Here is a 13930-nt window from a genome sequence, read left to right as displayed (position 1 = left end):
CAGACGGCTGGTATCTCAGAATGGACAACATTTGGCATAAGCCTAACTGCATGCCGGAGAGCGTCAGGGATCGCCCTACAAAGGCTCATGAATACGTGTTCCTCATGTCAAAATCGGAAAAATATTACTACAACGCCGAAGCGATTAAGGAACCAATGGCAGCATCTAGCATTGTGGGATTGTCACAGGATTTCGAGGGGCAAGCTGGATCAAATCGCGCAAACGGAGGCGCCAAAACGAACGGGACCATGAAGGCAGTAGGTGCGGCATACAGTTTTGCTCGAAAGGTTAATGAAGGAGACATGCCTGGTAAGAGCAAGCAGCATAGAGAAGATAGAGTAGATGTGAAGTATTTTGGCTTCCGGAATAAACGCTCCGTGTGGAACAGGCAGCTCGGTTGGCGACAAGGTATTTGATCCATTCGGCGGGAGTGGCATGAGTTTAGAAGTGGTGCATAAACACAGGCGAAAATGTACGATCATCGAGATCGGGCCGCAATACGTGGAAATAGCTGAACGCCGGACGGCTAACGTTCAGCAGATGCTGCAATTATAACCCCCTATAGAGGGGAAAGGAGCAAGCTTAAAATGATAGTCCGGATCGAGTATGTAAGAGCGCTTGTATGAGCAAGCACTCCACAAGCTTAGCAATGAGGTTTCTTTTTCCAATGCTTCTTTCCGATAATAAGAATTTTTTGACCAGGTTTAACAAATATAACTTTAACCTTTTTCTTTTTGGCATATTCGTATCCCATTCAAATCATCTCCTTTCCGTCAATTAATCTATTATATTCAAAGTTTAATTGATTCGATTGTGCATTTGATATATTGGATAAAATTGGGGTTTTAGCTGTGGAGGTGGAGCACAAAATGAAAGCTATTACGATCATACAGCCATGGGCGACACTAATCGCGATTGGTGCCAAGCAATACGAAACGCGCGGTTGGCCGACGAAGCATCGGGGGGCACTAGCAATTCATGCTGGAAGCCAGAAGTCAATTTTGGTTGGTATGAGGAAGGCCGTTACGCCTGGGAGCTTAATGGGGATGATCAAGCTAAAGGATACTGATGGGCCGTAAAATCTACATCCGACAGAAGCTATATTACTTTTTCGAGAGCATATCTGACGTCGAGCTGGTATTCGCGATGTACGAGGACGTAGACGGCGATATCCATTACCGACGTACCGATTACGACACGGACAAGCATACGATGCCAGCGAGTCATTTTTATAATCAGTTCAGGCGAGAGTCAGGCTAACAGGTACTAGGAGGGCTGATCATGACGGAAGGCAATAAATTTGTGAACTGCCTTTTATGCGACGGAGCAGGCGTTTTGTACGAACTGGACAATACAGCATTTGAATGTCCGGTATGCGAAGGTGAGGGCGGAGAATTCGAGAATTACCGCCAACTCAACGATACAACACAATGAATAATGAAGTGCATAGAGGAGGGTAAAAAAAGAAAAGCAGCCATTATTGGCCGCTCAAGAAGGGTGCATCTGATGCATAGCAAGGAAATGCTTTTCAACTTCACTTAGATGTTTTCTATATTCGCCTCCATAGTAAACGTGTAACGGATGATCTATATATTCATATTTATCAGCAAGCATCTTATACGTAGAGGCTAATTTCAAATGATGTTCCCATGCCATCCTATTATCCAAATCGTTACCATCCTTTTCAAGTGTGTAGGCAATAACAATGTATGTTAACGCCCTAAGTGAGGTGACAAATGGGAGGGAACGACAGATGAACAGGCAGGAAACTTTGAAAAAGTTAGATCGCATCACGGATATGAGTGACAAGGAAATATTAGAAAATGCGGCGTGGATTAGAGACGTAGCGAGCAAAGCCCACATGCATATAAACGTAAAGTCGGGCACGGTTAAAACGAATGACGTTCATGGATATGCGAAAAAAGTATACCCGCAGGTCTATGAAGTCGACGGAAATGACCATTTATCTGAAAAGAAAGATCCTGCTTTATGAAAGCAGGATCGATAAAATTAAGCATTTACTGGCTCAGGTCTTTTTAATTGGAGCGGAGGGGGAATTAGCCAACCTTTTTCTTTATTCATTTCCAAAATACGAACAGCAATACCTGTCTTCGAGAGATGATATTTAGCGAATAATGCACCAATATCTTCCCTTAACGATTGCGTCATAGCTTGGCTGCATGCAACGATTCCTGCAGCCGTGTCTGCGGAGATAGCAGCAGCAATCTCGGGATCAGTGAATCTCGCACCAACTGGGATATCCTCAAGTTTAACTGGTGGTCTTTCCGCTAATAAAGGAGCAGGCGCAATCCCATTGTTAGTAAGTAATTCGTCCAGTTCTCTGATCTCAAGCTTCGCTTGGTCGATAAGTGCATCCAAGATTTTCTTGAGGTCCTTGTCGCCGGCATGGTTCATGAACGCTTGGTAACATGACACGATTCCTTTTGCTACCATTGAAGCTTGCCACACACCGTAGATTTCACCATAGTGCATAGGTTCGTCTTTTGGATTACCGCTTAAAATGCCCATTTAATTTGCTCCTTTTCATTCCTTGATTTTTACTGAATTAATTTGCTCAGAGATCAGATAAATATGCAATTCTGCGTATATTTTGATTTTTGAAATTACTTCTAGCTGAGGCTGCCAAACATACAGAACCCCTGGTTTTAAGCAGGGGTTTTTGGAAAAATTATTTGGTTAATTTTTTAGGTGCGTTCCCGATCACGGCTTCTTAAACCAAACAGTCCGGCCAAGCCAAGCAATCCGAGCCAGCCCCAATCAAAATCATTATCATCAGTCGTGGCATTTGTTCGGTAGTTGTTCGCGTTAAGATTTGTGTTACCTTCTGTATTATTGTTTGTTCCATAGCTGTTCATCTGGCTGTTGTTTGTTGCATGGGAAAGGCTTGGCGTTCCTTGCGCAAAGGCAGGAATAGACAGTGCAGATGACAGAATTACTAAGGTGAATAGCAACGGGAATAATTTTTTCATTACATTAATCGCTCCTTGTTTTGAATTTATCACGAGTATATGTTTCCCTACGGGGAAAATAAATATTCTGTTCTCGATAAAAAATCATTATGATCTAGATGCGAAAAAAAGCCTATAGAATCAGCCTTCCGAAATGGATTGAAGAATACAGAAATACATGGGAGGGAACGACAGTGCCAGAAGAGTTTGGAATTGGCGATATCGTCACATGCCCGCATTGTAAAAGAGATTATGTCATCGAATTGGGTTGGGGTTTTATGTGGTCGACAGAGAGTCAATAGAGGTCATCGGCAACATACACGACAATCCCGAGCTACTGGAGGCGAGCAGCCAGGTACGCGCAGGGGCATTGAGCGGCGCAGCGTGTATCAAAATACCGTGCTGCTGGACCCGATGATTATGCAGAGCTTTGCGAATCCGGTTAATAGTCGGAGCGGATCGTCACTCACTGAGGATGAGAAAAAGGCGCTGGAGGAAGTATTGGAGATTAAGCCCACAGGAGCGTGAATGTTATGTAATGGCTCATGGGCATGCGATACCGCATCAACAGATTGCACGGATGCTCAAACTCTCCGAAAGTAGTGTTTCAACCTATATAAAGAGAGCTCATGAAAAAGTGTCAAAAGGCTGGGAAGGTACATTATTTTGAAAGGGGCGTTTATACTATGCCAGAAGAATATACAAGCACAGAACAATATCCATCCGTGCTAGTGGCATCCGACATACAAAAGTTACTCGGGATTGGCGAGAGGCAAACTTACGATTTGATGAACTCGGGACAATACCATGTATTGAGGATCGGGAGAATGAAGAAAGTTTCGAAAAGTGTATTCCTTAGATGGATGGAAGGAGAGGCTAAATTTTAATATAGGAGGCCCACCCCAATAATCACTATTTTCCCTTTAATATCAAGGCATCACACCATTAAAAAATTGGCGCGAAAGTTGGTGCCGCAATAGTGAAAAGTAGGGGTGGGAACAGGAAGACAAAGACTATTAACAAATGAGGGAAATGCAATGCCAGCAAGCTCTAGGAGGTCAAAGGAAGCTATGGTAATACCTTGTCACTATCTTGACAGGGTAGGGGTCAGTGGTTCGAGCCCACTACAGATCATACAGTAAAGAAGGTCCGAGAATCCTTTTATAACAAGGGTTTTCGGTCTTTTTTGTTTCTGATTAATATTTGCATCATGCCGTATAAAATTTTCAAAAGCTACGCATCCTATCGATTGAATGCCGAGTGGCGGGCGGTAATTGCCGCTCACAATCCGAAGGAGGCGAGCTTTGAATGAGCACAAATGAAATGACTGGCGGGGAAAGAGAACATATTGTAGCGGTACAGAAAAATGGCGACGGTGACCTGACGAGTTTTAAAACATCATCGGGCCGTGTACTGGATTACCAGACGGCGCTGCAAGAGGTGCAGGCAGGGCAGATCGCTGGTGTGAATGCTTTCAAAGGCAGAGATGGTGAAACGTATATCCGTGGCGACGCGGACGGCGATCCTACAAACAATTTGGACCAGCTTCCGATGTTTTAAACGGCAAGCCTGAGCTAAGCATAGCCAGCAGCAAGAAGAGCCTGACGCGAAAAAGCGTCAGGCTCTTTTTGTTATGGTTGCTGATCATTTCTGCGACTCGTACCTACACCGTATAAATCTCACGCTGCTGAACGAAGCGCATTTTCCCCGTATGGCCTATGTAATTTTCCATCGTATCCCCGTAATGCATGAGCCACACCTTCTCCTGCAGCAGCTCTGGCAGTGTCAGCAGCTCGTCGAGACAGGCATGTACAACACCGGGCGCAATTAGCTGGCAGTCGTGAAAAATCGTATCGACGCCATCCTCAACAAGCTGCTCCAGCAACGCTTGACTGAATTTCATATCTGCCGAATAAAAAAATTGCTGATTGAAAATAAACGAATAGCTGTCTTTCCCCACAATATGCTCGGTTTGAAGCAGCTTCACCTTCAAGCCCGGATGCAGCTCATGCTCTACGCCTTCCTCGAGCCGTCTCACTTCAAAGAAGTCATTAATGGATTGAAGCGGTCCCTGCGTCAGCCCGCCGCGCAGCGTCTGCTCCCACAGCGGCTCTACTAGCGAGGAGGCGATGTACAGCACCGGCTTTTTTCCATAGAGAAACATCATCTGAAAAGCATATTCCTCCAGCCCGCCCACATGGTCGCCATGAATATGGCTGATCAGCACAGCATCCAGCTCATCGAACGAACGATTCGTCTCGTGCAGCGCCTTAGGCAGCGTAATGCCGCAATCGACCAGCAGCTTGTACCCAGGCACCTCAATTAACGCATTGTTATTATCATATTTCTTGGCAAAAGCACTCCCAGTTCCGATCATTTGTATATTCATTGGAACACCCCCGTCATAGAAATCATCTCGCTACATCCAATGTATCAAATGAATGGCAAACTGACAAATAGAGATACCCTTTGCCGGGTAGCTACATATAATGCATGAGCAAGATCCGGCAGGGAGGACAGAGCATCAATGAGCAAAGGAAAAGGCAAAAACGTTAAGAAGAAACAACCGTCAGGTGAACGGAAACAGTACCACTACAAATTGGTGCTATCCCCAGTCTGCGAAGTGTGTCCGACACCTTGTGCAAGGGGACTCGCGTATTTGGACCGAATGTCCGAGCCGGGCGCAGTTGGAAAAGGGGTTCCTTGCGTGCTCACCCGTACGTATCATTAACCCGAATATTTCCCAGGCAACCGCGCATTTCTACAATTTTTTTCGCACGGGCATGCTGCTTAAATCCCTGTAAATGATCGTCTGAAAAAAGGGAGAGCACCCGCCTATGCTGGAGACAAAATATAGCGCTGGTACAGGGCTGAAAAAGTTTCTGTAACAGCGCAACTCTATTCATTTTGAAGAGTATAACCATATATCCAGACAAAGCGGATGGAGGGTACTCATCTATGAAATTCAGAAAAGTAGCGGTTTTGCTGCTGGCGCTTTTTTTATGCAGCAGTACCTTAATGATTGCGAGTGCAGCATCGCAGACTGTTAAGGTTCTCCTGAATGGCAGCGAGCTTGAAGATGGCGGCATTATGGTGGATGGCAAGACTTACCTGCCGATTCGGGAAATAGCCAATAGCCTGCAAACCATCGTCAATTGGGATGGGCAGAATAAGAAGGCAACCTTAACGAGACCGAATGTACATATTGTACTCATGCAGGATAGCAAGCTGTTTGGCAATGTGACGAAGGGCAACTCATATACGTTCAGCGTATTGTCGCAGGTCGACAATTTGAAGACGGATATTGCCGCGGTTAAAGTATCTATATTTGATCCGTATGGCAGCGAGAAGGTTATTCAGACACAGACCGATACCAATAAGATCAAGGATGACAACTTTTGGTTTCGGACGGAAGACATTAAGTACAATTTCGAGTATTCGGGAAAATATGCGGTGAGATTTTTCCTGAAAACTACTTCGTCCGACGATTGGACGCTCGTCTCGGAAAAGTTGATTTCTTCCAAATAACGGTTACGGCCCGCGTTTCTTCCAAGTGGAGGAAACGCGGGCTTTTTCGAAATATAAGAAATTATTAGTTTCAAGCTTATAATTTCTTATATTTCACCCTCGAAACGGTAGCTTTGCCTCCGGATGACGGCGACAGCCGTTTACGCTTGTTTGACCGCTGCTAGGACTCATGGTACGATACACAGGTGTGGATAATTGACTGAAATGGGGTAAAACAATGACTGAGCATAATCATGGCGCAGATTGCGGTTGCGGAGAAGACCATGAACATGAAGAAAGTGTATTTATTGTAACGGACGATGAGGGCCAAGAACGCGAAATGGTCATGGTTTATACGTTTGAATCCGAAAACAACGCTTATGCGGTATTGTTGGATCGCAATGATCCTGAAGCAGACGGCGTTATTTTCCGCATCGAGGAAGAGAACGACGAGGCATTCCTCGTTGGTATCGAAGACGATGAAGAATGGGATCGCGTAACGAAGATTTATGAAGAAATCGCCGTTACTGAAAACGCAGCAAAAGAAGAGTAGATTTCTCGCTCTTTACGCTGCTCTACCAAGCCATCATGCAGCTAAGCTTTGCATGCAAAAGACACCTGCGTCACCAAGGGCGAATGCTCCTGGGACAGCAGGTGTCTTTTGTTCAAATATAGGAAAGGATATTTCTCGGAGTGAAACGCTCCGCGCCGCCAAAGGACGGCGTCAGCTGTTTCACCTTGAAATATAACGATGTCTAGGAAATAGCCGTTTCCTCGAAAATGACTTTAACGAATTCTACGTTGCGGTCCTCCGGACCTTTAACGGGGAGGCCAACTTCAACATGCTCGACAATGTAGTCGATATTTTTCTGGGAAATAACCTCGCCTGGAAGTAGAATAGGGATGCCAGGTGGGTAAACATAAATAAACTCGGCGATAATTCGGCCAGCTGACTCTTTGAACGGAACGACCTCGGTCTGTCCGTAGAAAGCATCGCGCGGCGAGAGCGACAGCTGGGGAATATCCGGGATTTTGACAACGAGTTCACGAGCCTCGGCGCCTTCATGGAAGCTGTCCGACAGCGCACGCAGCGCCTCCAGCAATTTTTCTATCGAATCGGATGTATCACCAGGCGTAACAAGGCAAAGAATGTTATACATATCGCTCATTTCAATTTCGAGGTTGAAATGGTCACGAAGCCAGTTTTCCGTCTCATAGCCGGTAATGCCGAGATGACGGACATGAATAGCGACCTTGGTTGGGTCGAGATCAAAGGTAGCTTCGCCACCTAAAATTTCCCGTCCAAAGCAGTACAAGCCTGGGATTTCATTAATGGTCTTGCGCGCATATTGGGCAAGCTCAATCGCTTGTTCAGCCAGCTTGTGACCGTTCAAAGCCAAATTGCGGCGCGACGTATCGAGCGATGACAGCAAAATATAGGATGTCGACGTTGTCGTCAGCATGCTGATAATCGTCTGAATGCGGTGGGGATTAACCCGCCCGCCGCGCACGTTCAGCACGGAGCTTTGCGTCATCGAGCCGCCCAGCTTATGAACGCTCGTCGCTGCCATATCTGCGCCAGCCTGCATCGCAGACATCGGAAGCTTTTCATTGAAATGAATGAGTACGCCGTGCGCCTCATCTACGAGAACCGGAATATCGAACGTATGCACGAGATCGACGATCTCCTTCAGGTCGGCGCATACGCCATAATACGTCGGGTTGATAACAAGCACTGCTTTCGCATCGGGGTGCTTGTCCAGCGCGCGTTTGACAGCGCGTGTCGTAATGCCGTGATCAATGCCGAGATTTTCGTCACGCACGGGTGAGATAAAGATCGGACGGGCACCTGCAAAAATAATCGCTGCCATAATGGACTTATGCACATTGCGCGGAACGATGATTTTATCGCCGGGAAGACAGACGCTCATAATCATCGTAATAATGGCACCGCTCGTTCCTTGCACGGAAAAATAAGTATAATCTGCGCCGAAAGCATCGGCTGCAAGCTTCTGGGCTTCCTCAATAACGCCGGTTGGCTGATGCAAGTCATCCAGCGGAGCTATATTTATTAAATCGATCGATAACGCGTTATCGCCGATAAATGCACGAAATTCGGCATCGCTGCCTAACCCTTTCTTATGTCCTGGAATATGAAATTGGGTTGGATTCTGTTCCGCATGGCGGCGTAATGCGCTGAAGAGCGGGGTTTTGTTATGATCCATCGCTTTCATCCCTGCCTCTCTAGTTAAAATACAAACAAGGTTGAGTATAGCAAAAACAAGTCGGAATGCAAGAAGCTTTTTTTAAAAATATAGGAAAGTATAGCATTGCGCGGTACTTTCTCTATATTTCTACGCGAAACGGTGCTTTGCCGCCAAAGGACGGCGACAGCCGTTTCACCTGGATCGCTTGCTTGCAGCAGAAACGGAGGCTCGATATTTAATGAAAGAACATAGGGGCATAAAGCCATCCGGCGTCGTTATTTGGCGCTCTCCTTTTATTATTCAGCTGCTGATTATTATGTTTATTATTGAATTTGTAAAGGGCGCGCTGCTCATCTCCATTTTGCCAGTGTACATGGGTACGGTGCTGGGTTTATCTGCCTATGCGATTGGCTGGGCGCTGGCGCTGCAATATATTGGCGATAATTTGTTCCGCAGCCCGATTGGCTGGCTTATTGACCGTTTGGGCTACCGCTCCGTAATGCTTGCGGGTATTGTGCTGACGTTCACCTCTGTTTTGCTTGTCGCTTTCGTGCATCATACGAGCTGGATTGTAGTCGCTTGCCTGCTGCTTGGCATCGGGTCGTCCCCGCTATGGCCTTGCGTCATTACAGGAGCAACAGAGGAGGCTGGAGAGGAAGCGAGCGGCCGGGCGATGAGTGTCGTCTATGTCGCTTGGCTGGTTGGCGTGGGCGCGGGGCCGATTGCGATTAATTTTCTGCTGTCCAGCTCGTATACGGCAGCGTTCCGCCTCATTATTGGCGGCATGATCGTCGTTGTCCTGACGACGATGTTTCTGCCCGGTCGCGGGCGCATGAAGCAGCGTTCAGGCGCAGCGGAAGAGGCTGCGGCGCAGACGGATTCGCATGCAGCGAACACAAGTGATGCTGCAAGAGAGCCGCTCAAAGTTCGGGCCAGCCGTTATTTTGCCAAGGTGGGCAAGTCGCTTCATGCCAGCAAGCTGCTTTATCCGGCAATGTTTGTGCAGAACTTCTCGCTGGGGCTGTTGACGCCGATCTTAACGCTGTTCGCGCGTTCAGTGCTCCATCTGACGCCTGCCCAGTACAGCTGGTTTCTTATCGCGGGCGGCGCCATTACAGTGCTGGGGCTAATCCCAGTCGGGAAGTTTGTCGACCGGCTCGGGACAAAATGGTTTTTGCATGTCGGCTTTCTCCTCGCCGCGATCTCGCTGCCGCTGCTAGGCATGACTCGTTCACTGCCGCTGGTGCTGGTTATTGTGGCGATTGTAGGACTTGGCTATGCCTGCATCATCCCGGCATGGAATGCTTTAATTGCTCAAGCGATTCCGAAAGAAGAGCGAGGTGCAGTATGGGGCTTTTTCCTGACGATCGAAGGCTCCGGCATGGTGCTGGGCACGATTTTGTCCGGCAAGCTGTGGGATACATTCGGGCATCAGGCACCATTTTTAGTAAGCGGTGCAATGCTGCTCGTCCTATTTGTTCTCCATTTGTTCATTACCAGAAAACAGCCAGTTATGATAACATAACGTGTGGAGGGGATGAGCTTAATGGACAGACGCTTGTTAATTGTAATGGCTACCTTAATGACAACATTTATTGGCTTCGGGATTATTATCCCGGTCATGCCCGAAATTATTAAAGCAGCAGATCCGCTTGGCGCTGAGGCGCATACGGGTTTGATGCTCGCGGTGTATTCGGCCGTATCGTTTGTGCTGTCGCCAGTTTGGGGAAGCTTGTCTGACCGAATCGGCAGACGGCCTATCATTCTCATTGGCGTACTTGGCTTCGCTTTAAGCTTTGTATTATTCGGCTTGTCGTCGGGCAATTTGACGCTGATGTATTTGTCCCGTGTGCTGGGAGGGTTATTTTCCGGTGCAGTGACTTCGGTTATTGTTGCTTACGTAGCGGATATTACAACGCCCGAGGAGCGCACCAAGGGCATGGGACTGGTTGGCATGTCAATCGGCCTCGGTTTTACGATTGGGCCGGGATTTGGCGGTCTGCTGAGCCTCGTGTCGCTGGAGATGCCGTTTTATGCAGCTTCCATCCTTGCGCTGATTACTTTCATTCTTGCATGGGCCAAGCTCAAGGAATCGCTGACACCGGAGCAGCGCCGCAGCGGGGCGAGCCGCCGAGAGTCGCGCTGGAAAGCATTTACCGGGCCGCTTAAATATTTGTACATACTTGCGTTTTTCGTTACCTTTACACTGGCGGGATTAGAAGCGACCTTGCAGTTTTTCGGCATGAGGCGCTTTGATGTAACGCCGCTGCAGGTTGGGATTTTATTTTTCGTCTGCGGCTTTGTCGGGGCTTTAATTCAAGGTGGTGTCGTGCGCAGAAGGATCAAAGCTGGCGAAGAGGGCAAATACATTGCCATCGGGCTAGTTATATCGAGCATCGGCTTTTTCATGCTGCTCGCTGCGCATTCGCTTTGGTGGGCAACCCTTTCCTTGGCCGTGTTCGGCATCGGCAATGCGCTCATTCGCCCTTGTGTAACGTCATTAATTACTCAGAAGACGACAGTTGGGCAGGGCGTTGCCTCTGGCCTAAGCTCGTCGATGGACAGCTTGGGGCGTATTGCTGGGCCGCTGGCGGGAACGTTCCTGTTTACACTGGATTTGAGGCTTCCTTATGTATCCGGAGGCATTCTGTGTCTGGCAGCGCTGCTGCTGCTCGCGCAATTCCGTCAATTGGATAAAAAGAAAGCTGTAGCGCAAGCTTAATATTTCTTGTGTGTTTCAAATATCATCACTTTCTTTGGGGCTGCCTTCGGGCAGCTCTATTTTCTTTTCTGGGGGCAGAAGAAATGGGGAATCTCTATATCTGGGCGGTCTGGCGGGAGAAAAAGGGGCACTCATATGTGACAAAAAAACGATTAGCCCGAAAATCGTCCCGAATAAAATAGTCGCAGAGTACAGGCGATCATGCCGATGCCCCGCGACTGTTCGGTGCAGCTTCATTTATTTGCCTTCTTCGTCGGCTGAAGTACCGTAGAGGCCAGGCACCGGAATATCGAGAAGGCGGTAATAAACCCCAAGCTGAGCCCGGTGGTGAACCATATGGCTGAGTCCAAAGGTGCGGAGCGCGATCGCCCGCATAGCTAATTGCCAGTTCAGTAGGTTGACCAGGTGCGTGACGAGCCCTCCGAGTGTCATCGATTTCTCGTGCGGTTTCCACGCCATATGCTCCTCGGGCAAGCGCTCCAGTATTCAGCGTGTATTGGCCAGCTCATGCATGGCGTCTCCGATGATCAGTTGTTTCACCATAAATTAACTCTCCTCCCTTATATAGTGATAGTACTATAAACGCGATGGAGTGGAAAGGCTTGTCTCGGTCGTTTTGGGCATCCGCAATGAATACTTAGAGCTGCTTTTTTTTGAGGATAAAGGGACAGAGTTTTATTTTTTAAAAATAAATATATGGTAATATGAGGATATGATTACAAGGAGAGGAGAAGGTAATGAAGAAACCGATTTTTCGCGCATTGCTTACGGGAGCTGCCTTTGTCATTGTTTTTTATGGTGTGCAAATACTCGGAGGCATATATATGACAAAACATTACGTCCCCGACATCATGGAACAATATGCATCTGTAGACTACTTGCAGAAAAACGTAACCGTTGGCTGGGTGGACAACACTCCTATTTGGGCGTGGCTGCAGGTATTGCCTGTCATGCTGTTTGGAGTAGCTGCATACTACTCGGCAAGGCTGCTGAAAAGCAAGCTATCGAAATGATCAGCGATAGGCTAACACTTACTTTTCAGGCCATCAACTCCCATGTCCGAAATATTTGCTGATCAACAAAAAACCGCTGCACCTTGCAATAGACAAGGGCAGCGGCTTTTAGCATGTGCGATACTTTTATGCGTCTTATTCCTGCACGAGCGAGCGGCGATACAGCGGCAGCAGCGATTCATAGGTTGAGGAAGCAAGCTTCATAAGTGCTTCGCCATCACGCAAAATCGGGTCGTCAGCCGCAATATGCTGACCGATGAGCAGCTCTGACTTCTTCACGTCGCGGAAGCGGACGAGGGCATGCTTCCATTGCTCATCCGACATTTCGCTGACGGCAGCGGATTCCTTTTTCGTATGATCAAGCGAAATGACATAAGAGGAAGGAACCTGCGCGATTACCTCATCAAGCTGATTCAAGTAAGCGGAAGCGATGCGGGATTTATTCGGCGTCTCGTAAATGAGCGCAAACCATATAAATAGATGATCGTCAAAAAGGCCCAGTTGAAAATGCGGATGCGCCTTATAGCCGCGCTTATTATTGCAAATGGCGAGCCAAGTATCCTTAGGCGGATTTACGGAACGGCGGGCATGCTTTGCTACATGCAGAAACATTTCGTCGCCTGCCTGCATGGAAAGCTCGGTGCGCAAGCGCTCGCCAATGGCGTGGAACTTAGGCTGGATTTTTTCCTGGATTCCCGCCATGCGCTCCGCTAATCCCTGAAGCTGAAACACATCGAAGTCCTCTTGTGTAAATCCTGTAAATTCGGTCGTGCTGTTTGCTATTGTATTTATGGTCATACGGTTATCTCTCCTTGCTTGGAATGAATGATAATTTCAAATAAAAAATCGCCATTTGCGTGCGATCCCGCAGCCCCAGCTTGTGAAGCATATCGGAAATATAGTTTTTGATCGTGCCTTCACTTAAAAAAAGCGATGCGGCAATTTCCTTATTGGATTGCCCCTCGGCCACGAGTCGAATAATTTGCTGCTCGGCCTGCGTCAAGCTGTAACGTGCCGCAAGCTCGCTGCTGGTCTGCTCTTCTGAAGAAAGCTCAGTTATTGCAGCTTCTTCTGTTTCTGGCATCGTAATCATGCCCGCCAGCTTGCGGGCGATATCGGGATGAATGAGCAGCGAGCCTTCATGTACGGTTTTAATGCCGTTAATAATGCGGCTTGGCGGTACGTTCTTCAGCAAATAGCCGCCAGCGCCGCAGCGGATCGCCTGCACAATATAATCGTCATCATCGAAGGTGGTCAGGATGAGGACGGCAGGAGGCTGCTCCTGTGCCCGAATGAGCCGTGTGCCTTCGACGCCATCACAGCCAGGCATGCGAATATCCATCAGCACGACGTCAACCTTCGTTGATTGCACGAATTCAGCGGCCGCCTTGCCGTCGGCGCATACCCCCGCAACGTGGAGCTCCGGGTCAAGCTGCAAAATAACCTGCATGCTTTCCCGAATGAACGGGTCGTCATCTACAATCAATACCGTAATCATGGCAGCGGCTTCCT

Annotated in this window: 21 protein-coding genes; 14 read left to right on the top strand and 7 right to left on the bottom strand. The window is 47.9% G+C overall.

What is annotated here, in order from left to right; translation table 11 throughout:
* Positions 1-20: 20 nt before the first annotated feature.
* The 5 genes from AC6B99_RS29395 to AC6B99_RS29375 all read left to right on the top strand — a co-directional run bounded on the left by AC6B99_RS29395 (position 21) and on the right by AC6B99_RS29375 (position 1993).
* Positions 21-416, top strand: coding sequence for a DNA methyltransferase (locus AC6B99_RS29395; protein WP_496664864.1), 396 nt, complete (start codon positions 21-23; stop codon positions 414-416).
* 19 nt (positions 417-435) lie between these two features.
* Positions 436-555, top strand: a complete 120-nt coding sequence (locus AC6B99_RS29390; RefSeq protein WP_494865148.1) for a hypothetical protein — start codon at positions 436-438, stop codon at positions 553-555.
* 314 nt (positions 556-869) lie between these two features.
* Positions 870-1079, top strand: a complete 210-nt coding sequence (locus AC6B99_RS29385) for an ASCH domain-containing protein (RefSeq protein WP_496664863.1) — start codon at positions 870-872, stop codon at positions 1077-1079.
* A 202-nt stretch (positions 1080-1281) separates the two neighbouring features.
* The gene (locus AC6B99_RS29380; RefSeq protein ID WP_155973320.1) at positions 1282-1434 is read left to right on the top strand and encodes a hypothetical protein; all 153 of its coding nucleotides are present in this window, start codon (positions 1282-1284) and stop codon (positions 1432-1434) included.
* A 319-nt stretch (positions 1435-1753) separates the two neighbouring features.
* Positions 1754-1993 (top strand): hypothetical protein, encoded by a 240-nt coding sequence (locus AC6B99_RS29375; protein ID WP_494865144.1) that lies wholly within the window; start codon positions 1754-1756, stop codon positions 1991-1993.
* Between the two features lie 17 nt (positions 1994-2010).
* On the opposite strand, the gene AC6B99_RS29370 is transcribed toward AC6B99_RS29375, so the two are convergent.
* A complete protein-coding gene (locus tag AC6B99_RS29370) occupies positions 2011-2529 on the bottom strand; it encodes a DUF3231 family protein (protein ID WP_494865142.1) in 519 nt (172 codons plus the stop codon).
* A 176-nt stretch (positions 2530-2705) separates the two neighbouring features.
* Complete coding sequence (locus AC6B99_RS29365; RefSeq protein WP_056038785.1) at positions 2706-2990, bottom strand: WGxxGxxG family protein; 285 nt, start codon at positions 2988-2990, stop codon at positions 2706-2708.
* A gap of 192 nt (positions 2991-3182) precedes the next feature.
* Between AC6B99_RS29365 and AC6B99_RS29360 the strand changes: the two genes are divergently transcribed.
* The 3 genes from AC6B99_RS29360 (at position 3183) to AC6B99_RS29350 (ending at position 4529) form a co-directional block, all read left to right on the top strand.
* Positions 3183-3497 (top strand): hypothetical protein, encoded by a 315-nt coding sequence (locus AC6B99_RS29360; RefSeq protein WP_235533223.1) that lies wholly within the window; start codon positions 3183-3185, stop codon positions 3495-3497.
* Positions 3445-3639 carry a sigma factor-like helix-turn-helix DNA-binding protein gene (locus AC6B99_RS29355; protein WP_081418935.1) on the top strand — a complete coding sequence of 65 codons (195 nt, stop codon included), beginning with the start codon at positions 3445-3447 and terminating at the stop codon, positions 3637-3639. The genes AC6B99_RS29360 and AC6B99_RS29355 overlap by 53 nt, the downstream gene beginning before the upstream one ends.
* A gap of 653 nt (positions 3640-4292) precedes the next feature.
* Positions 4293-4529, top strand: coding sequence for a DUF3892 domain-containing protein (locus AC6B99_RS29350; protein ID WP_056039108.1), 237 nt, complete (start codon positions 4293-4295; stop codon positions 4527-4529).
* A gap of 103 nt (positions 4530-4632) precedes the next feature.
* On the opposite strand, the gene AC6B99_RS29345 is transcribed toward AC6B99_RS29350, so the two are convergent.
* Complete coding sequence (locus AC6B99_RS29345; RefSeq protein ID WP_056038780.1) at positions 4633-5358, bottom strand: MBL fold metallo-hydrolase; 726 nt, start codon at positions 5356-5358, stop codon at positions 4633-4635.
* A gap of 138 nt (positions 5359-5496) precedes the next feature.
* On the opposite strand from AC6B99_RS29345, the gene AC6B99_RS29340 reads away from it, so the two are divergent.
* The 3 genes from AC6B99_RS29340 to AC6B99_RS29330 all read left to right on the top strand — a co-directional run bounded on the left by AC6B99_RS29340 (position 5497) and on the right by AC6B99_RS29330 (position 7029).
* Positions 5497-5700 (top strand): hypothetical protein, encoded by a 204-nt coding sequence (locus AC6B99_RS29340; RefSeq protein ID WP_081418934.1) that lies wholly within the window; start codon positions 5497-5499, stop codon positions 5698-5700.
* Between the two features lie 227 nt (positions 5701-5927).
* Entirely contained in the window at positions 5928-6497 is a 570-nt protein-coding gene (locus tag AC6B99_RS29335; protein WP_496664862.1) for a stalk domain-containing protein, read from the top strand.
* Between the two features lie 217 nt (positions 6498-6714).
* Positions 6715-7029 (top strand): DUF1292 domain-containing protein, encoded by a 315-nt coding sequence (locus AC6B99_RS29330; RefSeq protein WP_056038772.1) that lies wholly within the window; start codon positions 6715-6717, stop codon positions 7027-7029.
* A gap of 202 nt (positions 7030-7231) precedes the next feature.
* Here the strand turns inward: AC6B99_RS29330 and AC6B99_RS29325 are convergent, their stop codons facing one another.
* Entirely contained in the window at positions 7232-8701 is a 1470-nt protein-coding gene (locus tag AC6B99_RS29325; RefSeq protein ID WP_099521842.1) for an aminotransferase class I/II-fold pyridoxal phosphate-dependent enzyme, read from the bottom strand.
* 220 nt (positions 8702-8921) lie between these two features.
* Here AC6B99_RS29325 and AC6B99_RS29320 point away from each other — a divergent pair, with 220 nt between their 5' ends.
* The gene (locus AC6B99_RS29320; RefSeq protein WP_056038766.1) at positions 8922-10208 is read left to right on the top strand and encodes an MFS transporter; all 1287 of its coding nucleotides are present in this window, start codon (positions 8922-8924) and stop codon (positions 10206-10208) included.
* Between the two features lie 21 nt (positions 10209-10229).
* Positions 10230-11405 carry an MFS transporter gene (locus tag AC6B99_RS29315; RefSeq protein ID WP_056038762.1) on the top strand — a complete coding sequence of 392 codons (1176 nt, stop codon included), beginning with the start codon at positions 10230-10232 and terminating at the stop codon, positions 11403-11405.
* A 237-nt stretch (positions 11406-11642) separates the two neighbouring features.
* On the opposite strand, the gene AC6B99_RS29310 is transcribed toward AC6B99_RS29315, so the two are convergent.
* On the bottom strand, positions 11643-11891 hold the full coding sequence (locus tag AC6B99_RS29310; RefSeq protein ID WP_494883599.1) for a hypothetical protein: 249 nt from the start codon (positions 11889-11891) through the stop codon (positions 11643-11645).
* 251 nt (positions 11892-12142) lie between these two features.
* Here AC6B99_RS29310 and AC6B99_RS29305 point away from each other — a divergent pair, with 251 nt between their 5' ends.
* The gene (locus AC6B99_RS29305; RefSeq protein WP_494865133.1) at positions 12143-12418 is read left to right on the top strand and encodes a hypothetical protein; all 276 of its coding nucleotides are present in this window, start codon (positions 12143-12145) and stop codon (positions 12416-12418) included.
* A 135-nt stretch (positions 12419-12553) separates the two neighbouring features.
* Here the strand turns inward: AC6B99_RS29305 and AC6B99_RS29300 are convergent, their stop codons facing one another.
* The gene (locus AC6B99_RS29300; protein ID WP_496664861.1) at positions 12554-13216 is read right to left on the bottom strand and encodes a DUF1054 domain-containing protein; all 663 of its coding nucleotides are present in this window, start codon (positions 13214-13216) and stop codon (positions 12554-12556) included.
* Between the two features lie 4 nt (positions 13217-13220).
* Positions 13221-13916, bottom strand: a complete 696-nt coding sequence (locus AC6B99_RS29295) for a response regulator transcription factor (protein ID WP_056038749.1) — start codon at positions 13914-13916, stop codon at positions 13221-13223.
* Positions 13917-13930 lie beyond the last annotated feature (14 nt).

The sequence above is a fragment of the Paenibacillus liaoningensis genome (assembly GCF_059609455.1).
The sequence above is the reverse complement of the archived record's forward strand: the minus strand, read 5'-3'. Positions and strand labels throughout refer to the sequence as shown.